We start from the raw sequence: 17,138 nt of genomic DNA, 5'->3' as shown, positions 1-17,138 counted from the left end.
CTGTCGGTATGCGTATTTTGGTGGTCGACGACGACCGGGCGGTTCGCGAGTCGCTTCGGCGGTCGCTCAGCTTCAACGGCTACACGGTCGAACTCGCGGTCGACGGGCTCGACGCTCTCGAGAAGATCCTCGCCAACCGGCCCGACGCCGTAGTTCTCGACGTCATGATGCCGCGACTCGACGGACTCGAAGTGTGCCGCCGACTGCGCAGCGCCGGCGACGACCTGCCCATCCTGGTACTCACCGCTCGCGATTCGGTCAGCGAGCGAGTCGCCGGCCTCGACGCCGGAGCCGACGACTACCTGCCCAAGCCTTTTGCCTTGGAGGAACTGCTCGCGCGACTACGCGCTCTGCTGCGTCGCACCGCACCCGATCTCGACGCCGATTCCGAGATGATGGCGTTCGAGGACCTCACCCTCGACCCGGTCACCCGCGAGGTCAAGCGCGGCGAACGATCGATCAGCCTCACCCGAACCGAGTTCTCCCTGCTCGAAATGCTTATGGCCAACCCGCGCCGCGTGCTGACTCGTGGACGCATTCTCGAAGAGGTGTGGGGATACGACTTCCCGACGTCCGGCAATGCGCTCGAGGTGTATGTCGGCTACCTGCGTCGTAAGACGGAGGCGGACGGCGAACCGAGGTTGATTCACACCGTCCGTGGAGTCGGCTACGTCCTGCGGGAGACGCCTCCGTGATCACCGCTCCGTTCGGCAAGAACGCCGAACCGAAGAAATCCTCCACCACCCAAGCGTCCGTCGAGATGCGCCCGCCGATGCCGCTGACCCGTTCGGTGTCGCTGCGTTGGCGCGTGACACTGCTCGCTGCGTCGGTGGTGGCCATTGCCGTCGCGGTCATGGCGATCGCGGCGTACGCGGTGGTTTCGCGTGCGCTCTACGCGGACGTCGATCACCAGTTGCGGACCAGAGCAGCGGTGCTCATCGACAGTAATGTCGTGCGCTTCGATCCTCGCTACATCTCCGGCGCGACGCTCTACACCACCGACATCAGCGTTGCCCTGATCTTCTCGGATCTGAGCACGTACCAGCCGCCCGGTTCCGACGTGCCGATCGGCGAAGCCGAAGATGCCGTTGCGCGGGGCGAATCGGATTCCTCGCTGCGAACCGTCGACGGCCAGCGCGTGCTGGCCCAACGAACCCATGACGGAAGCACTTTGGTGATCGGGCAGCGGCTCGCGCCGACCGTTGCGGTACTGGACCGTCTGGCCTGGGTTCTCTTCGTGGTCGGTGGATGTGGTGTCATTCTCGCGGCAGTGGCGGGTACTACCGTGGGCCGCACCGGTTTACGGCCCATTGCGAGGCTGACTGCAGCCACCGAACGCGTCGCCCGGACAGACGATCTGACACAGATTCCCGTGACCGGCAGCGACGAATTGGCGCGCCTGACAGAGAGTTTCAACACGATGCTGCGGGCACTCGCCGAGTCCCGCGAGCGTCAGTCGCGTCTCGTCGCGGATGCCGGGCACGAGTTGCGCACACCGTTGACTTCGTTGCGTACCAACATGGAATTGCTGATCGCGTCCAGTCGACCAGGTGCGCCACAGATTCCCGACGAGGACATGGCCGAACTACGCGCCGACGTCGTCGCGCAGATCGAGGAACTGTCGACTCTTGTGGGCGACCTCGTCGATCTGGCCCGCGAAGACGCGCCCGAAACCGTGTACGAGCGCGTAGACGTCAGCGACGTCGTCGAGCGGGCGCTCGAGCGAGCACGGCGCAGGCGCAACGAAATCGAGTTCGAGGCGGTCACCACTCCGTGGTACGTCTACGGAGACCAGGCGGGCCTGTCGCGTGCCGTGCTCAATGTCCTGGACAACGCTGCGAAATGGAGCCCGAAGGGCGAACAGGTACGCGTCGAAATGCGTCCGGTCGGCCAAGGATTGTTGGAGTTGACCGTAAGTGATGCGGGACCTGGCATTCCGGAGGAGGATCGGGAGTTGGTGTTCGATCGTTTCTACCGGTCGACTGCGGCTCGCTCCATGCCGGGATCGGGTCTGGGACTCGCGATTGTGCGTCAGGTCGTCGTCAAGCACGGCGGCACCATCGCGATCGACGAATCAGATCGTGGGGGAGCGCTGGTTCGAATCGTGCTTCCCGGTGAACCGGGTCCGACCGCCGAGTAGCGTGTTCCGGCGGCCGCCCAGGCCCGTCGGTCCCGAGTATCGGTGACCGAGGTCACGGGGTAAATGCGTTCGGCCCGAAAGTATTTCGGGCCGAGCCGGCAACACCGATTTTTCACGTCGAACTCTGGGTAAAGTGACAGGCACGTCTCAGCGCCTTCTCAGCAGCGCAAGGCAGCATTGTCGGCAGAACAGTTGTGACTGCCCGTCCGGTGGTCACCGTAGACGAAAGCGAGCCGATGACCGAGGACCGTAACGTCGGGCCGACCCGGCCCGAGCAGCCAAACAACGAGCCCAGTACCCAGGCGCAGCAGCCTCAGGGGCAGGCGCCCCAGCAGCCGTACCAGCCGACCGAATCCTTTGCCCGACCCACCGAAGGCCGACCCACCGAAGGCTTCGGGCAGGCGCCGCAGCAGCCCACGCAGGCTTTCGGCCACCCGCACGGTGCTCATGAGGCGGCGTACCAGCAGAACGCTCCGTACGGCGCACCCAACCCTGGTGGACCCGGCGGCCCGAACGGTCCGGGGGGCCACAATCAGATCCCCGCGCCATTGCAGGGGCCGAACCCCGGGTCGACCACCACCAAGCCGAGGTCAGGACGCATGGCGCTGGTTGCCGGCGCTCTCGCTCTGGTCCTGGTCAGTGGCGGCGTCGGTGGCGTGGTCGGTGCCGTCGTCGCGGACCGCAACGGTGGAACCGCGACGGTCACCAACTCGCTGAACGCTCCGAAGCCCACTGCCACCAACACGTCCAACGCTCCTGCCGGCTCGGTTCAGGCCGTTGCCTCGAAGGTGGTGCCCAGCGTCGTGCAGATCGAGGTGGCCACCGCGCAGGGACAGGGCGGTGAGGGTTCCGGTGTCATCCTGTCCTCCGACGGCCTGATCCTCACCAACAACCACGTTGTCGGAGCTCAGGGAGCGCAACTTCGCGTCGCGTTCTCCGACGGAACCAAGGCCTCGGCCACCCTGGTCGGTGCCGATCCCGTCTCCGACATCGCCGTCATCAAGGTCGACGGCCGCAACGACCTCACGCCTATCGATCTCGGCAACTCCGGCGACGTCCAGGTCGGACAGCAGGTTGTTGCCGTCGGGTCCCCGCTCGGTCTGGCCGGCACGGTCACCGAAGGCATCATCTCCGCACTCGATCGTCCGGTGTCCACGAGCGGCGAGTCGGGCAACCAGAACACCGTCATCGACGCTCTGCAGACCGACGCAGCGATCAACCCAGGTAACTCCGGTGGCGCCCTCGTCAACATGGACGGCCAGCTGATCGGCATCAACACGGCGATCGCCTCGCTCGGAGCGTCTTCGGGCACCCAGGGCGGCTCCATCGGCCTCGGTTTTGCCATCCCGATCGATCAGGCACGCCGCGTCGCCGACGAGCTGATCAAGACCGGCAAGGCGACCCAAGCCATGATCGGCGTGACCGTGCCGTCGCAGGACAACGCCGACGGCGCAACCGTCATGGATGTCACCGCTGACGGGCCGGCCGCGAAGGCCGGTATCCCGAAGGGTGCAGTCATCACCAAAGTCGACGATCGTGTTGTCGCAGATGGTGATTCGCTGATCGCGGCAGTGCGTTCACATGCTCCCGGAGACAAGGTCTCGATCACGTACAGCGACGGCGGGCAGACCAAGACCGTCGACGTCACGTTGGGAACCGCGGCGGCGCAGGGCGGCCGATGATGTTCGGCGATCAGCAGACGATCGACCCGATCTTCGGCCAGATCGCAACGGCGTCGGGATCGGACACTACGGTAGGAGTCATGGAACTCGAAGCCACATCCGCCGGCCGCGCTCTGGTCGTCATCGTCGACGATCGCACTGCCCACGGCGACAACACCGACTCCATCGGTCCACTGGTCACGGAACTGCTGAACGAAGCGGGTTTTCTCGTCGATGCGACGGTCGCCGTCGCCGCCGACGAAGTGGAGATCCGCAACGCTCTCAACACCGCAGTCATCGGTGGCGTCGACCTCGTCATCTCGGTCGGCGGTACCGGGGTATCCCCGCGTGACGTCACTCCCGACGTGACCGCTGAGGTTCTCGATCGCGAGATCCCGGGAATTGCCGAAGCACTTCGTGCTTCCGGTCTTTCGGCCGGATCGCTCGAAGCAGGCTTGTCCCGGGGCCTCGTCGGGGTTTCGGGAAGCACCGTGGTCGCCAATCTGGCGTCGACCAGGCCGGCAATTCGCGACGGCATGGCAACCCTGACGGCACTGGCGAGCCACGTCATCGCCGAGCTGTCCAGCCTCGAGGGCTGAGACGGTTTGCCCGAGCAGCCAGATATCCCGAAGAAGCCGCCAGTCGACAAGAAGCGCCTGGCGCGCATCTTCGGGGACGTCTTTCCGGAGACGACGTCGGACGAGCGGGGCCCGGAAGGATCGTCGCGATCCTCGGACGACGATTGGCTGCGCAGCCAGAGGCCCCCGCACCACGGTGGTTGAGTAGAAAATCAGGCCCTCGGACACAATGTCCGAGGGCCTGATTTGTTCTGTGGGCACTGCCTATTCGAGCGTCTTCGCGTGCGCTCCCGTGTCGGCGCCGCTGTTGGCGGAGAGGATGTCGCGGATCTGGATGAGCAGATCGGTTTCGCTTGCTTCCTTGTCTTCGGGCTCGGAGACGAACTTCTTCTTCGCCGCGTTCGCGGGGACGATCAGCACGAAGTAGACGACCGCTGCGATGATGATGAAGTTGATGATCGCGGTGACCACTGCGCCGAAGTTCAGGAACGTCTCAGAGGTGTCACCCGTCAGCTGAATGCCCCACCCATATTCGTTGCCGCCGCCGATCGAAGCGACGAGTGGGTTGATGATGTTGCTGGTGAATGCCGTGACGATGGCGGTGAAGGCAGCTCCGATGACCACTGCGACGGCCAGGTCGAGCACATTTCCGCGAAGCAGGAAATCCTTGAATCCCTTGAGCATGTCGGTGTCCCCTCGAGTCTCCGATGGCAAGTGCCAGATGGTCCGTTGATACCGAACCGACTGGAAAAATCCTAGAGGAGCTTCGGCCGCTTTGTGCGGTCAGCGGAATGTCACGGTGATCGCATTGGACAGAGATGCTGCGGCTACGACGTTGGCTGCCGGTGTCGGTAGTGCCAGCAGAATCACCTGTTCCTGCTGGTTACGTGTACTTTCCGAGGTGGTGGCCAGCGCGACGACCGCCCCCGCGGCAAGAATCTGCGGGGTCTTGTCGGGAATTGATTCGTTGGGTGTGTCGGGGCGGGGTGTGTCTGGGCCGACAGTCAGGACGTCGACGACATCGCCGCTGCGCAAAATGTCTGCAACGGCCGCATCGGCGAGTCGAACGGGAACGATGCGGGCGTCGTCGGTGCCCACCGACAACCCGGCCAGCCGTGGGCTGAGAACACGCACGTCGGTGACGGTTTCTCCGGAGCGAATCGGGCCGGCAACAGTTCTCCCGACTACCAGGTCGGTATCGGAGACAACTCCATCGGGAAGGTGTTTCGAGTCGATCTCTCGGATCTCGACATCCGAATTCGCGATTACCTGCCCCGGAGTGAGATCGCGACTCGAGACAACTACGGCGGCGGTGTCGGTCGCGGGATCGCCTCGAAAGAAAAGAACAACGCCGAGTGTAGCCAGGACAACGGCTGCGATCTTCCGGACGGTCGCCGAGCGGAATCGTGTGCCGCGTGTCAGTTCGACGACGCGATCGAAGGTGTTCGGCGTGAGATCGAGCTGGGCGCGCAATGCATGGGAGCGCCTCGGCGAACGAGAACGTACTGACGGCATTCATGCACGTTAGGGCCGGAAGCGGTGCTTCCGGCCCTAACGATGTGAACCTGTGGACAACCCGGAGGTTGTGGAAATCAGCTTGCGGCAGCCTTCGCGGGCGCCGGCGTGCTGGTCGACGAACTCGAGGTCGAAGAGGAGTCCGACTTGGACTCGGCCTTCGCAGCGGGTGCCGAATCGCTCTTGGCCGGCTCGCTCGCTGTTCCGGAGCCGCCGCGGCTGTCGGTGCGGTAGAAGCCGCTGCCCTTGAACACGATGCCAACAGAGTTGAACAGCTTGCGGAGCTTGCCTGAGCAGGCTGGGCAGACCGTCAGCGAATCTTCGCTGAAGGACTGGACGATGTCGAAACGGTTGTCACATTCCGTACATGCGTATGAGTAGGTGGGCACCGGGCTTCCTCCGCACTGTGATGTTCGAGCAGCCGCGTATTTACACCGCAGCCTTTAGCACTCTACAAGTGACAGTGCCAACAGCGCTAATCAGGGATCTATTCCCGCAGATCATTGGTGTTGGAGCCGTGTGAGACCGCCGCCCGGCGTCAGTGCCCAGCCCATGGGAATGTCGTGGTCGTCTGCCGGCAAGGTCTCGACGAGTTCGGAGTCCCTGACGAGGGCCACCAATCGAGTCTGCGGGCCGACTGACCCGAGAGTGCGGTCGTAGAAGCCTGCGCCGCGGCCGAGGCGTGTTCCGCGAAAGTCCACTGCAAGTGCAGGGATCAGCATGCATTCAACCTCGGACAGGGTTTCCGGTGGCAGGACGGGTCCGACGGGCTCCCGAATGCCGTACTTCGCCGGGCGCAAACCGTCGGCGCCGCTGTACTGCACCCAGGACAAGGGTCCCGGCTCCCCGGTGATCGGAAGTAGTACACGCTGGGCGATCCCGGCAACAGCGTCGAGCAATTCGGTGGACCCGGGTTCAGTGCGGGTGGGGACGTACGCACATACCGTTGACCCTTCGACGATCACCGACCGTAGGTGCGTGATCAACGCCGCAGTTTCCGTGTTTCGAGTGTGCTCCGAGACTGCTTCACGGGCTACGAGTGCGTTTTGTCGCCATTGCGCTTTTGTCCGAGGTGTCACCCCGCAACGATATTCGTCTTGCTGACCGAGCGGTAACAAGCGGCGGCTAAGGTGTTGGCATGACAGACGTTGTCGCTAGCAGCACGAGGGCCTTCCGTACGGCCGTGGTCCCCGCAGCCGGACTTGGTACGCGTTTCCTGCCTGCCACCAAGACGGTTCCGAAAGAATTGCTGCCGGTCGTGGACACACCGGGTATCGAACTGGTGGCAGGTGAAGCCGCGGACTCGGGAGCCGAGCGCCTCGTCATCGTGACGTCCCCGGGCAAAGACGGAGTGGTTGCTCACTTCGTCGAGGATCTGGTGCTCGAAAGCAAGCTGGAAGCAAGCGGAAAACTTGCTGCTCTGGCCAAGGTGCGCAAAGCGCCCGGTTTGCTCGAAGTCGATTCCGTGATTCAGGAACAGCCCCTTGGGCTCGGGCATGCAGTCGGTTGCGTCGAGTCGGTTCTCGACGACGACGAGGATGCCATCGCGGTTCTTCTGCCCGACGATCTCGTACTTCCGCGTGGTGTCCTGGAGATCATGGCGCGAGTTCGGGCCAAGCGCGGCGGGTCCGTTCTCTGTGCGATCGACGTCCCCAAGGATGCGGTCAGCGCGTACGGCGTCTTCGACGTCGAGATCGTTCCCGACGCGGTCAATCCCGACGTACTCAAGGTCGTCGGCATGGTCGAGAAGCCGGCTGTGGAAGATGCGCCGTCGACCTTTGCCGCGGCGGGTCGCTACCTGCTCGACCGTGCGATCTTCGACGCACTTCGTCGCATCAAGCCGGGAGCCGGCGGTGAGTTGCAACTCACCGACGCCATCGCGCTGCTGATCTCCGAGGGCCATCCGGTTCACGTGGTTGTGCACCGCGGAACGCGTCATGACCTGGGCAACCCTGGCGGGTACCTCCGCGCTTCGGTTGACCTGGCCCTCGACAGTGACGACTACGGTCCGTCCTTGCGCAAGTGGCTCGCGGATCGACTCGACCGCTGAGCGTGTCGCCACGGTGGTTGATCGCCCGATAACGCAGTATCAATGTGCTTGTCCCTGTTCGAAGGCAAGGCATCATGAGCTGACGGATATCACCGAATTTCCAGACACAGGAGGACGCGGACCAGATGCGGTCGGTTGAGGAGCAGCAGACCAGGGTTACCGCTGCTGCAGTGGCACCCCGTCCGGTTCGGGTCGCCATCTCGGAGGCGCAGGGACTGCTGTGTGCCGAGGAAGTGGTGACCGAACGCCCGTTGCCGGGATTCGATCAAGCTGCCATCGACGGTTACGCGGTTCGCAGCGTCGATGTCGCCGGTGCGGGAGCCGATCTCCGAGGCGAGGACGGCGAGCCCACGAACCTCAGCTTGCCGGTGGTCGGCGAGGTGACGGCGGGCTCACGCCAACCGATCCGGCTGCAACCTCGTCAGGCCGTCCGAGTCGATACCGGCGCGCCGTTGCCCACGCTGGCCGACGCGGTTCTTCCGCTCGAAAACACCGACGGTGGTCGCGCTCGCGTTCGGATCTTCGAGCCGGTGCGTTCGGGTGATTACGTTCGCCGTGCAGGTGACGACGTACAACCGGGCGATGTCGCCGTTCGTGCGGGCACCATCATCGGAGCAGCGCAGGTCGGGTTGCTTGCCGCCGTCGGCCGCGACAAAGTGCTCGTCCATCCGCGTCCGCGCCTCTCCGTCATCAGCGTCGGTGGAGAACTCGTCGACGTGGATCGCACGCCGGGGCCTGGTCAGGTCTACGATGTCAATTCGTATGCTCTCGCCGCCGCCGCGCGCGATGCTGGTGCCGACGTCAACCGCGTGGGAATCGCAGGCAACGACTCGCGCCGTCTTCGTGAAGTAGTCGAGGGTCAGCTGATTCGCTCGGAAATCGTTGTCATCGCCGGTGCAGTGGGCGGCGGAGCGTCCGACGAAGTTCGTGAGGCGCTTGCCGATCTGGGGACACTCGAGGTCGAGCGCGTTGCCATGCATCCGGGATCAGTCCAGGGCTTCGGCCAGCTGGGACGAGACGAGGTTCCGACCTTCCTCCTACCGTCCAACCCGGTCAGCGCACTGGTGGTATTCGAAGTCATGGTTCGCCCGCTGATCAGAATAGCGCTGGGACGACGCCAACCGATGCGACGAGTAGTGAAGGCGCGCACGGTGGGAACGATCACGTCGATTGCCGATCGCAAGGGTTTCCTGCGTGGTCAGCTGATGCGTGACGAAGCGACGGGGGAGTACCTGGTGCAAGCCCTCGGCGGTGCACCCGGCGCGTCCTCTCATCTCCTCGCGACCTTGGCGGAAGCCAATTGCCTGGTTCTTGTCGATCGAGACGTCACCGAAGTGCACATCGGTGAAGAAGTCGACGTAGCTTTTCTCGCCCAACGTGGGTAACGCCGACCCGAGTGGGGTGTGATGTCAGTCCATCCAGGATGGCCGGACGATCTCGGCCCGCTGCGAGTGCCCGCGGGCGTGGTGACCGTCCGCCCCGTCAAACTTCGTGACGCTGCTGTGTGGAGTCGTCTCCGCATTCGCGATCGCGAGCACCTCGAGCCCTGGGAGCCCACCGGAGAATCGCCCTGGGACGCTCGCCACCACATCACTGTCTGGCCGTCCCTGTGCGGAAACCTTCGCTCCGAAGCGCGCAAGGGCAGGATCCTCCCCTTGGTGATCGAACTCGACGGGAAGTACTGCGGGCAGGTCACCATCGGAAATGTGGTGCGCGGCGCTCTGCGGTCCGCCTGGGTGGGCTATTGGGTCGCCTCGCACGTCACCGGTGGGGGCGTTGCCACAGCAGCCGTTGCGCTCACACTCGATCACGCATTCTCGAAGGTCGGTCTCCATCGAGTGGAGGCCACTGTTCGGCCGGAGAACGCATCGAGTCGCGCAGTCCTACGAAATGTGGGGTTCCGGGAGGAAGGTCTCCTCAAACGCTATCTCGACGTCGACGGCCAATGGCGCGACCATCTTCTGGTCGGAATGACGATCGAGGAAGTACCCACCACCGTCGTCGACAGATTGGTGCGGTCCGGACGCGCTTCGTGGGTGTGACGAAGACGGCGCCAGAAGCGTGAGAAACGCGAGCTAAACAGCAGTTACCGCTGAGTAGTCCTACTTTTGGTCGAAATTTTGTGATTTTTGATTCAACTAGAACTTGAGACTTTTGGGACTGAACCGGAAGTTCAGTTCGGTACGCGTGTGACACATGAGTATGGTGGGGTTCGGCGCGTCGGCAACGATGCGAGGGCGTCGGCCGTTAACCTTGACTCGTCAACGGCTGGCATAGGTGCTGGTAGGTGATCGGGAGGAGGCCGCGGCATGCCTAGCTCATTCGTGTGGATCGGGCTGGTGGCCGTGTGGCTGTTCGTCCTGGTACCGATGCTTGTCAACAAGCGCCCCAGGATCCGGCAGACGAGTGAAGCGGCGCTCGCGACTCGAGTACTCCACCGCGGCGACAGCAACCCTGTTCAGCGCGGGCCGGCAGCAGGACATCGAAGCGATCCGAACTGGCAACCAGAACCAGTGCGCAGCGGCTACGACGCGGAGGACCAGATGGACACTCACGCAGAAGACGATTACGCCGGCGGTCGTGCGCCGGTCGGAGAATTTGTTCCCGTCAGGCGAGGCCGAGGCGGGTTCGACCCCGAAGCGGATGCCATCGCCCGGGAGGCGCGGTATGCCTTCCGTCAGCGGACATTGCTGGGACTTGCGTTCGTCGCAATTCTTTCCGGCGCTCTCGCGTTGATCATCTCACCGATGATGTGGTGGTTGTTCGCGCTCACCGTGTGCGGCCTCGGCGGGTACATGGCGTACCTGCGGCGGCAGGTTCGGATCGAGCAGGAGATTCGCCGTCGTCGCACCGAACGCCTCAATCGATCGCGACTCGGGGTTGAATCGCACACCGACGAAGAGTTGCGCCTGATTCCTGCGCGACTGCGTCGGCCCGGAGCGGTTGTCCTCGAGGTCGACGACGAAGATCCGGTGTTCGATCACCTGGATCACTACGAAGAAGAGGTCAGGCACACCGAGATGCGTCGCGCGTCCGGTCAGTGATCTACTGGGCCGATCTTGCCGGGCCGGAAGTTCGTGTCGGGTGATTCCAACGGGAGTATTCGTTCCTGTTAGAGTTGCCGAGCACCGCTGAGGCGGTGGCACGGGGCTGTGGCGCAGTTGGTAGCGCGCTTCGTTCGCATCGAAGAGGTCAGGGGTTCGATTCCCCTCAGCTCCACCAAGAAATACCAGCAAAAAGGGTCTTTCAACGAAAGTTGAACGACCCTTTCCTGCATTTCCAGGGCCTGCCCGAATTGCGAAGATTCGATCTGAGTGTGCGCCGTTTCATACGATTGCGACCGCTGATCCGGACCGTTGAGCTTCCAAGTGAGGGATGATCCTTGGGCGGATACATGTTTGCCGGAAATGTAACGAGGGTGTGTCCGGTGCGATAGGCACGGTGAGTCTGCCGCAGTTTTCCGCAGGTCGGACGTATGTGTCGGGGAGGAATGTCGATGAGCCAGCCACGACGGCTAGCGATGATGCTTGTTGCTGTGATGTGCCTGATGGGTATCGGCGTCCTTGCCGTATCGGTCTTCCCTGCCATCGTCGCCGCTCAACCTGGCGGCAACAGCGGCGGCGGCAACAATGGCAACGGCAACGGCAATTACGGCAACGGTGACGGCAATTACGGCAACGGCAACTACGGCTGGCATTGTCACCACCACAACTGCGGGACGACGGTAGTGCCGACAACGACCGAGCCCACGACGACGACGACCGAGCCGACCACGACGACTGAGCCGACTACCACGACGACTGAGCCGACTACCACGACGACTGAGCCGACGACGACGACTGAGCCGACGACGACGACTGAGCCGACCACGACGACTGAGCCGACCACTACGACTGAGCCGACCACGACTGAGCCGACCACGACTGAGCCGACCACGACTGAGCCGACCACGACGACTGAGCCGACCACGACGACTGAGCCGACCACTACGACTGAGCCGACCACTACGACGACCGAGCCCTCGGCGAACCCTTCGGTGTCGCACCGTCCGAGCAGCAGTGTCTCACCGGCGACCAATGCAACCTCGCCGACCGAGAGTCCTTCGAGCGAAGCGCCCTCCGAGTCGAAGACCTCTGAGACGCAGTCCCCTTCCGAGTCGCAGGAGAGCTCTGAGCAGTCTTCGGCGGTGGCAGTTCCACCGGCGGGGCCGTCCGGCCCGCAAGGGCCGCCGGCCGGCGGCGGAGCACCGGCACCGTCTGCTGGTGGACCAGCGAACGCAGCACCGGGCGCGGTCGCAGCACCTTCCGCGCCCGAGGTTCTGGCCGCACCAGCACCCGTAGCTCCCCAGGTGCCGTCGAACGCTCCGAACGTCGCGAGTCCGAGTGAGAACCCGCAGGCATTCCCGACGGCGTTCACTCAAGGGCTTCCGCCGATTCTCAACGCTGCAGCCGTCGCCGGCGGTGTGGGCGGAATGGCAGTTGTAGCGGCCGGTGCGGGAGCAATGACTTTCCGCGGAGCATCGCTGCAGAAGGCGCGATTGGCTGCCGCACGTGCCGAATTCCTGGCACCCGGATCACAGGGAGGTGCGTGAGTCGTGCCGGACAGACGTTCACATCGCCGCGTTCTGGCCGCAGTGGATGCCGTATGTGACGCAGCAGCGTCGTCGGAGGCCGTGTCACTGCTGACAGTGGTGCAGACAGTCGCGCGCGAGCGTGGTCGCCCGATCGAGATCGATCTGGAAACCCCGCTCGCCACGGGAGTGTGCGGGCAGCGCCGGGCCTACGACGATCACGACGTCATCGTTTTGGCCCCCGGGTTGCCCAATGTCGAGCGGACTCTGGCACATGAGTTGGGGCACATAGTGTTTCGCCACGAGGGTGCCGAGATCGCCGAGGCAACGCTCGAGGTCAGTGACGATTTGATCGCGTACATGCTGAGTCAACGTTCTCTGAGGCGCAATGAACCCGTGCCGATGGATGACATCGCGGAGTGGGAAGCCGAGACGTTCGCGTCGATGTTGATCATGCGTCTGCGAACGATGAGTGGCCGTGGAACACCGCTGTCGGTATTGCGGTACGACGAGGCGATCGGATGATCTTTTGGGCTGTGGCCCTTCTCGTCTGGGTTGCAGCCGGCGCGAGATTGGGTCGAGTTGTCGCGCGCACCGCGACGCCTCTGCGGATGTCGATGGTCTTCGCAGGCTTCTCGGTCGCATTGTCCTCGACGGTCATGGTGCCGGCGGTGTGGGACATCGTCGATCGCATTGCACCGGAGCAGCATGCCGCAGCGATGATCGTCATCGTCTTGTGGACCGCGTTGTCTGCAGCCAGCGCAGTCGGCGCCGTGTCCGCTTGGCCGGTGATGTCGCGTCCAGCCATGCGCGGTCTCGCCACGGTGCTGTACTCGGTGGGGTTGCTGGTGGCGATCGCGGTTCTCTTCGGTTACCCGGCGCCGGCGCTCATCTTTATCATCGTTGCTCTGTCCCTTGTCATTTCGACGGGGTTACGGCACGTCGCGTGGGCACCGTTGGGGCGTGGAATCGCGTTGATCGTGACCGGTTCGTCGATCCTGCTCGTCGTGGTCGTCGTGATGCTGGTCGAATCGATCGGTGGTACCGGCGCACTCGAATCGGATATCTGGACGGGCGCAGGGGTGTGGTTCATCGCTGCGTCGAGTGTTCTGATCGCGCTGGGCATCACCTGGGTGCTTCTCGAGACCTGGATACGTGCGCGACGTGATCTGTACCGTCTGCGGCGGATGCACGCGCTTCTCGTCAAGCGATTCCCCGAGGTAGTCGACGCGGACAGTGCCGGGAGTACGTCCGTGCTGCGGGCATCGGACATGATCGCTCAGATCATGGATGCGATGTACATCCAGTCCGGTGCCGGGATGTTCGACGTCGGTGGACAGGAACCGCCGCGGGCGGTGACTGCACACGCGGGGATATTGGCAGGGTGGATCGCCGATCCCTTGGCCTCGGATGTGTTGGACACCAGGTGGATTGCGCCACCGGAGAAGATGTCGGCGCGCCGATGGGTGTTGTTGTTGGCGAAAGAACTCGATGAAACGACAAAAGTAGGTCGACGTTCATAGTCGACCTACTCCATGTCATTGCAGTGCTTCAGGTCAATTCAGAGCTTCAGCACATTCGCATCAGCGCGACGCGTCAGGCGGAACCTCTGGCAAACCTTCACTCGCGCGGAGCTTTTCAGCCATCGTGGTGAGTAGATTCTGCGATTCTTCCGAGAGGTCGAATGCACGGCTCGAGAGGCGGCGAAGACCGTAGCCTTGGAGCTGCGAGAGCAGTTCGAGATCATGATCGATTTTGGCTGCGTAGATGTCGTTGAAGAAGTAGTCGGGCTTCACCTTGAAGAACCGGGCGAACGCTGCGACTGTCTCGTCGGAGGGGTTGGTGCGCTGTCCCGAGCGGAGCTGCGAGATGTACGGCTTGGAGATCTGATGGCCGTCTTCGATGAGCGCTGCCGCAACCTCGGCATTGGTGTGGGGTTTGCGCCCCGGAGGATGAACACTGTCGAACAGTTTGTTCAATCGTTCTGCAAAGTCAGCCATTGTGAACCGCCCCGTAATCCTCTCTAGCTAGCAATTGTCCGTTCAGTGAATCCTACGGTATCACGCGGATAACCGATCGGTAGCTCACCGTAGTCTGTTTAGTGGACTAGTTGTCAAATGTGTCCGAGATTCCATTCGTCCGGCCAATGAGTGCTCAGCTATGTCTCAGCGCACATTGAGTTTCCGCCGCGCGGAAATGCGCAGCTACGACTGCGCTATTCGAACCTTCCAGTACTTGCCCAAACTGCCCAATATCAGACCTTTTACCCGTTTTGGCGATATTAGCTATGCGTTAGCCTGGTTTTCCGCGACTATTTCGGTTGAAAAACTGCAGTTCAGGCGTGGTTTGAGCGAATGGGGTCGCAATCTGACTGCTTCTTCGCGATGTCATGGGGATCACTTCGGGGTTGAACCTTGAACGGTTTGCCGGAATGCGATCTGTGCTAGCTAAACTCTCTGGATAGGTGCAGAATTGTGACATGAAACACACAATGAGCGATGGTGAACTGCGCCGCGCAATCCGTGAAATTCAGGATCGAGCCCACGATGCGCGCAAGCGTGGGGACGATGTAGCGGCGGAAGAACTCGACCGTACGGTCAGGGGCTATCAAGAGCAGATGATGCAGCGTCTGTAGTGCTGCGTGCGGTCGTCTCCCCCCGAACATTTATGGAGGTGCGCGGCCGCACTCGCAGGTCGCCTTGCGTGTTTCGGGGCAGCCGCAGCGTGCGTGCGTAGACTTTCCCGCATGTCCACAGTACGAGTGCGGGGGAGTGTTCATCCATGTCTGTAAGGTCGCTCGACGGCAAGAAATGCCTGATCACCGGCGCTGGTAGTGGAATTGGACGCGCAACCGCGCTGCGTGCATCCGAGGCCGGCGCCGAGTTGTTTCTCACCGATATCAACAACCTCGGATTGGAAGAGACAGTCGCGATGGTCGGCGCCGCCGGTGGCACGGTCAGCATGGCGAAGGCGCTCGATATCTCGGACTACGACGAGGTCGTGAAATTCGGTACCGAGATTCACACTCAATTCTCTCCGATGGATGTCGTCATGAATATCGCCGGCATTTCGGCGTGGGGAACTATCGAGAACCTCGAACATCGGCACTGGAAGTCCATGGTGGACGTCAACTTGATGGGGCCGATCCATGTCATGGAGACGTTTGTTCCGCCCATGATTCGTGCCGGCAAGGGTGGGCACCTGGTCAATGTGTCTTCGGCCGCCGGGCTCCTGGCCCTGCCGTGGCACGCCGCCTACAGCGCGAGCAAGTTCGGCCTTCGCGGTGTCTCCGAAGTGCTGCGATTCGATCTGAAGCGGCACGGCATCGGCGTCAGTCTGGTTGTGCCGGGTGGCGTGAAGACGCCGTTGGTGGGCACCGTGGAAATCGCGGGTATCGACAGGGATGACCCGCGGGTCAAAAAGCTCACGCACCGATTCGAGAAGCGTGCGGTTTCTCCGGAGAAGGTGGCGTCGTGCATTCTGCGGGGAATCGAGAAGAACACGTATCTCGTATATACGTCCAATGACATCCGATTCGGATACTGGTGGGTGCGTAAATTCGCCCCGCCATACGAGTTCGTGATGCAAAAAGCGAACGACCAGTTCAGTAAATTGCTCAAGCGATGAGCGTTAACTCCGCCGGGACTTTTATCTAGTCGAATAGGGACCAAAGTCATGCCGAAGAGTTTTCACTTCGATATCGAATTCAAATATCCCATCGACGACGTTCATCGAACTTTGACGGACCCGAGTTATTGGCAAGTCCGACTCGGAGACCTCTATGCCACCTCGGGCATCGAAGTTGCAGACGGATCGATTCAAGTATCGGTGTCCGAGGAAATCGACTCCGCCTCCCTCCCGAGCTTGGTCGCCAAGGTTGCGCCGAGTCGACTCGGTCTGAAAAGGGTCGACCACTGGGGACCCCTGTCTGACGGGAAGGCAGCAGGGTCGGTCACCGGAATCGCGCACGGACTGCCGATACGAATCGAGACGACGCTCGATCTCACCGCCGTCGAGTCCTGCACGCGGCTGGTTGTCGACGGAACGGCTGAAGTGAAGATGCCGATTATCGGCGGCCAGATCGAGAAGTTGCTGAAGAAGACCGTCGAGGACTTGCTGAGGCGCGATCGGGACGCCGTCGAGTCATTTCTCGCCTGAATCGGCGCCGAAATCGACCTCCAGAACGCGCGCACCCGGACCTGCGGACGCGAGTTGATCGTGAGGGTTGGCGAGGGCGCACCCCTCCAGCGAGAGACACCCGCAACCGATGCAACCGGTGAGGTTGTCACGCAGGCGTTCCAACTGCTCGATGCGTAGATCGAGGTGGCGCCGCCACCCGGTCGACAACCTTTCCCAATCTGCGCGGTTCGGGGTCCGGCCTTCAGGCAGTGTGCCGAGGGCCTCCCGGATTTCCGACAGCGGAATTCCGACGCGTTGCGAGATTCTGATGAAGGCGACGCGTCGAAGCGTGTCTCGTTGGTATCGACGCTGGTTGCCGCTGGTCCGGCGACTGATGATCAGGCCTTCCCGTTCATAGAAATGCAGGGCTGAGACGGCCACACCGCTGCGCTCGGAGAGTTGGCCTGGCGTCAGTTCCTTGGCCTTCCACGACGGCATCTCCATG

General features: G+C 62.6%; 21 protein-coding genes and 1 tRNA gene. 14 read left to right on the top strand and 8 right to left on the bottom strand.

What is annotated here, in order from left to right:
• Nucleotides 1-8: 8 nt before the first annotated feature.
• The 4 genes from ACSW29_RS14725 (at nucleotide 9) to ACSW29_RS14710 (ending at nucleotide 4,400) form a co-directional block, all read left to right on the top strand.
• Nucleotides 9-695: a response regulator transcription factor gene (locus ACSW29_RS14725; protein WP_003946387.1), complete on the top strand. Its 687-nt coding sequence runs from the start codon at nucleotides 9-11 to the stop codon at nucleotides 693-695.
• 65 nt (nucleotides 696-760) lie between these two features.
• Complete coding sequence (locus ACSW29_RS14720) at nucleotides 761-2,140, top strand: HAMP domain-containing sensor histidine kinase (RefSeq protein WP_317827415.1); 1,380 nt, start codon at nucleotides 761-763, stop codon at nucleotides 2,138-2,140.
• A 236-nt stretch (nucleotides 2,141-2,376) separates the two neighbouring features.
• Entirely contained in the window at nucleotides 2,377-3,822 is a 1,446-nt protein-coding gene (locus ACSW29_RS14715; protein ID WP_448277569.1) for a S1C family serine protease, read from the top strand.
• 80 nt (nucleotides 3,823-3,902) lie between these two features.
• Nucleotides 3,903-4,400, top strand: coding sequence for a MogA/MoaB family molybdenum cofactor biosynthesis protein (locus tag ACSW29_RS14710; protein WP_176720912.1), 498 nt, complete (start codon nucleotides 3,903-3,905; stop codon nucleotides 4,398-4,400).
• 243 nt (nucleotides 4,401-4,643) lie between these two features.
• Here the strand turns inward: ACSW29_RS14710 and mscL are convergent, their stop codons facing one another.
• From mscL to ACSW29_RS14690, 4 genes are all read right to left on the bottom strand, one after another.
• Complete coding sequence (mscL, locus tag ACSW29_RS14705) at nucleotides 4,644-5,063, bottom strand: large conductance mechanosensitive channel protein MscL (protein WP_317827296.1); 420 nt, start codon at nucleotides 5,061-5,063, stop codon at nucleotides 4,644-4,646.
• 99 nt (nucleotides 5,064-5,162) lie between these two features.
• Entirely contained in the window at nucleotides 5,163-5,894 is a 732-nt protein-coding gene (locus tag ACSW29_RS14700) for an SAF domain-containing protein (RefSeq protein WP_347874378.1), read from the bottom strand.
• Nucleotides 5,895-5,971: 77 nt separating this feature from the next.
• Nucleotides 5,972-6,283, bottom strand: coding sequence for an FmdB family zinc ribbon protein (locus tag ACSW29_RS14695; RefSeq protein ID WP_347874377.1), 312 nt, complete (start codon nucleotides 6,281-6,283; stop codon nucleotides 5,972-5,974).
• Nucleotides 6,284-6,394: 111 nt separating this feature from the next.
• Complete coding sequence (locus ACSW29_RS14690) at nucleotides 6,395-6,973, bottom strand: 5-formyltetrahydrofolate cyclo-ligase (RefSeq protein ID WP_448277568.1); 579 nt, start codon at nucleotides 6,971-6,973, stop codon at nucleotides 6,395-6,397.
• Between the two features lie 59 nt (nucleotides 6,974-7,032).
• Here ACSW29_RS14690 and ACSW29_RS14685 point away from each other — a divergent pair, with 59 nt between their 5' ends.
• From ACSW29_RS14685 to ACSW29_RS14665, 5 genes are all read left to right on the top strand, one after another.
• Entirely contained in the window at nucleotides 7,033-7,944 is a 912-nt protein-coding gene (locus tag ACSW29_RS14685) for a UTP--glucose-1-phosphate uridylyltransferase (protein WP_019744725.1), read from the top strand.
• A gap of 125 nt (nucleotides 7,945-8,069) precedes the next feature.
• Nucleotides 8,070-9,329 carry a molybdotransferase-like divisome protein Glp gene (gene glp / locus ACSW29_RS14680; protein WP_230814323.1) on the top strand — a complete coding sequence of 420 codons (1,260 nt, stop codon included), beginning with the start codon at nucleotides 8,070-8,072 and terminating at the stop codon, nucleotides 9,327-9,329.
• 21 nt (nucleotides 9,330-9,350) lie between these two features.
• The gene (locus ACSW29_RS14675) at nucleotides 9,351-9,986 is read left to right on the top strand and encodes a GNAT family N-acetyltransferase (RefSeq protein WP_298777505.1); all 636 of its coding nucleotides are present in this window, start codon (nucleotides 9,351-9,353) and stop codon (nucleotides 9,984-9,986) included.
• A gap of 267 nt (nucleotides 9,987-10,253) precedes the next feature.
• Complete coding sequence (gene sepX, locus ACSW29_RS14670) at nucleotides 10,254-10,988, top strand: divisome protein SepX/GlpR (RefSeq protein ID WP_448277567.1); 735 nt, start codon at nucleotides 10,254-10,256, stop codon at nucleotides 10,986-10,988.
• 102 nt (nucleotides 10,989-11,090) lie between these two features.
• Nucleotides 11,091-11,166: transfer RNA gene (locus tag ACSW29_RS14665), tRNA-Ala, on the top strand.
• Nucleotides 11,167-11,458: 292 nt separating this feature from the next.
• On the opposite strand, the gene ACSW29_RS14660 is transcribed toward ACSW29_RS14665, so the two are convergent.
• Together ACSW29_RS14660 and ACSW29_RS14655 are read right to left on the bottom strand one after the other, a co-directional pair.
• Complete coding sequence (locus tag ACSW29_RS14660; RefSeq protein ID WP_448277566.1) at nucleotides 11,459-11,641, bottom strand: hypothetical protein; 183 nt, start codon at nucleotides 11,639-11,641, stop codon at nucleotides 11,459-11,461.
• Nucleotides 11,642-11,643: 2 nt separating this feature from the next.
• A complete protein-coding gene (locus tag ACSW29_RS14655) occupies nucleotides 11,644-12,360 on the bottom strand; it encodes a hypothetical protein (protein ID WP_448277565.1) in 717 nt (238 codons plus the stop codon).
• Between the two features lie 178 nt (nucleotides 12,361-12,538).
• On the opposite strand from ACSW29_RS14655, the gene ACSW29_RS14650 reads away from it, so the two are divergent.
• On the top strand, nucleotides 12,539-13,039 hold the full coding sequence (locus tag ACSW29_RS14650; protein ID WP_003946241.1) for an ImmA/IrrE family metallo-endopeptidase: 501 nt from the start codon (nucleotides 12,539-12,541) through the stop codon (nucleotides 13,037-13,039).
• Nucleotides 13,036-14,037, top strand: coding sequence for a hypothetical protein (locus ACSW29_RS14645; protein WP_230814318.1), 1,002 nt, complete (start codon nucleotides 13,036-13,038; stop codon nucleotides 14,035-14,037). Before ACSW29_RS14650 ends, ACSW29_RS14645 begins: the two co-directional genes overlap by 4 nt.
• Nucleotides 14,038-14,097: 60 nt before the next feature.
• Here ACSW29_RS14645 and ACSW29_RS14640 read toward each other — a convergent pair whose 3' ends face one another.
• The gene (locus ACSW29_RS14640; protein WP_003946231.1) at nucleotides 14,098-14,514 is read right to left on the bottom strand and encodes a helix-turn-helix domain-containing protein; all 417 of its coding nucleotides are present in this window, start codon (nucleotides 14,512-14,514) and stop codon (nucleotides 14,098-14,100) included.
• 479 nt (nucleotides 14,515-14,993) lie between these two features.
• Here ACSW29_RS14640 and ACSW29_RS14635 point away from each other — a divergent pair, with 479 nt between their 5' ends.
• From ACSW29_RS14635 to ACSW29_RS14625, 3 genes are all read left to right on the top strand, one after another.
• On the top strand, nucleotides 14,994-15,149 hold the full coding sequence (locus ACSW29_RS14635) for a hypothetical protein (RefSeq protein ID WP_230814316.1): 156 nt from the start codon (nucleotides 14,994-14,996) through the stop codon (nucleotides 15,147-15,149).
• 146 nt (nucleotides 15,150-15,295) lie between these two features.
• Nucleotides 15,296-16,141: an SDR family oxidoreductase gene (locus ACSW29_RS14630; protein WP_347874370.1), complete on the top strand. Its 846-nt coding sequence runs from the start codon at nucleotides 15,296-15,298 to the stop codon at nucleotides 16,139-16,141.
• 48 nt (nucleotides 16,142-16,189) lie between these two features.
• Nucleotides 16,190-16,672: a DUF2505 domain-containing protein gene (locus ACSW29_RS14625; protein ID WP_230814314.1), complete on the top strand. Its 483-nt coding sequence runs from the start codon at nucleotides 16,190-16,192 to the stop codon at nucleotides 16,670-16,672.
• Here the strand turns inward: ACSW29_RS14625 and soxR are convergent.
• Nucleotides 16,658-17,137 (bottom strand): redox-sensitive transcriptional activator SoxR, encoded by a 480-nt coding sequence (gene soxR / locus ACSW29_RS14620; RefSeq protein ID WP_448277564.1) that lies wholly within the window; start codon nucleotides 17,135-17,137, stop codon nucleotides 16,658-16,660. The two genes, ACSW29_RS14625 and soxR, sit on opposite strands and share 15 nt — an antisense overlap.
• Nucleotide 17,138 lies beyond the last annotated feature (1 nt).

This window comes from Rhodococcus sp. GB-02, assembly GCF_053470465.1.
This window is presented reverse-complemented; position numbering and strand designations above follow the sequence as displayed.

What these genes read in the sequence shown, in the direction of transcription:
- ACSW29_RS14725 (WP_003946387.1), top strand. Translation starts at nt 9, where the DNA reads ATGCGTATTTTGGTGGTCGACGACGACCGGGCGGTTCGCGAGTCGCTT.
- ACSW29_RS14720 (WP_317827415.1), top strand. Translation starts at nt 761, where the DNA reads ATGCGCCCGCCGATGCCGCTGACCCGTTCGGTGTCGCTGCGTTGGCGC.
- ACSW29_RS14715 (WP_448277569.1), top strand. Translation starts at nt 2,377, where the DNA reads ATGACCGAGGACCGTAACGTCGGGCCGACCCGGCCCGAGCAGCCAAAC.
- ACSW29_RS14710 (WP_176720912.1), top strand. Translation starts at nt 3,903, where the DNA reads ATGGAACTCGAAGCCACATCCGCCGGCCGCGCTCTGGTCGTCATCGTC.
- mscL (WP_317827296.1), bottom strand. Translation starts at nt 5,063, where the DNA reads ATGCTCAAGGGATTCAAGGATTTCCTGCTTCGCGGAAATGTGCTCGAC.
- ACSW29_RS14700 (WP_347874378.1), bottom strand. Translation starts at nt 5,894, where the DNA reads ATGCCGTCAGTACGTTCTCGTTCGCCGAGGCGCTCCCATGCATTGCGC.
- ACSW29_RS14685 (WP_019744725.1), top strand. Translation starts at nt 7,033, where the DNA reads ATGACAGACGTTGTCGCTAGCAGCACGAGGGCCTTCCGTACGGCCGTG.
- glp (WP_230814323.1), top strand. Translation starts at nt 8,070, where the DNA reads ATGCGGTCGGTTGAGGAGCAGCAGACCAGGGTTACCGCTGCTGCAGTG.
- ACSW29_RS14675 (WP_298777505.1), top strand. Translation starts at nt 9,351, where the DNA reads ATGTCAGTCCATCCAGGATGGCCGGACGATCTCGGCCCGCTGCGAGTG.
- sepX (WP_448277567.1), top strand. Translation starts at nt 10,254, where the DNA reads ATGCCTAGCTCATTCGTGTGGATCGGGCTGGTGGCCGTGTGGCTGTTC.
- ACSW29_RS14660 (WP_448277566.1), bottom strand. Translation starts at nt 11,641, where the DNA reads ATGCCAGCCGTAGTTGCCGTTGCCGTAATTGCCGTCACCGTTGCCGTA.
- ACSW29_RS14645 (WP_230814318.1), top strand. Translation starts at nt 13,036, where the DNA reads ATGATCTTTTGGGCTGTGGCCCTTCTCGTCTGGGTTGCAGCCGGCGCG.
- ACSW29_RS14640 (WP_003946231.1), bottom strand. Translation starts at nt 14,514, where the DNA reads ATGGCTGACTTTGCAGAACGATTGAACAAACTGTTCGACAGTGTTCAT.
- ACSW29_RS14635 (WP_230814316.1), top strand. Translation starts at nt 14,994, where the DNA reads ATGAAACACACAATGAGCGATGGTGAACTGCGCCGCGCAATCCGTGAA.
- ACSW29_RS14630 (WP_347874370.1), top strand. Translation starts at nt 15,296, where the DNA reads ATGTCTGTAAGGTCGCTCGACGGCAAGAAATGCCTGATCACCGGCGCT.
- ACSW29_RS14625 (WP_230814314.1), top strand. Translation starts at nt 16,190, where the DNA reads ATGCCGAAGAGTTTTCACTTCGATATCGAATTCAAATATCCCATCGAC.
- soxR (WP_448277564.1), bottom strand. Translation starts at nt 17,137, where the DNA reads ATGGAGATGCCGTCGTGGAAGGCCAAGGAACTGACGCCAGGCCAACTC.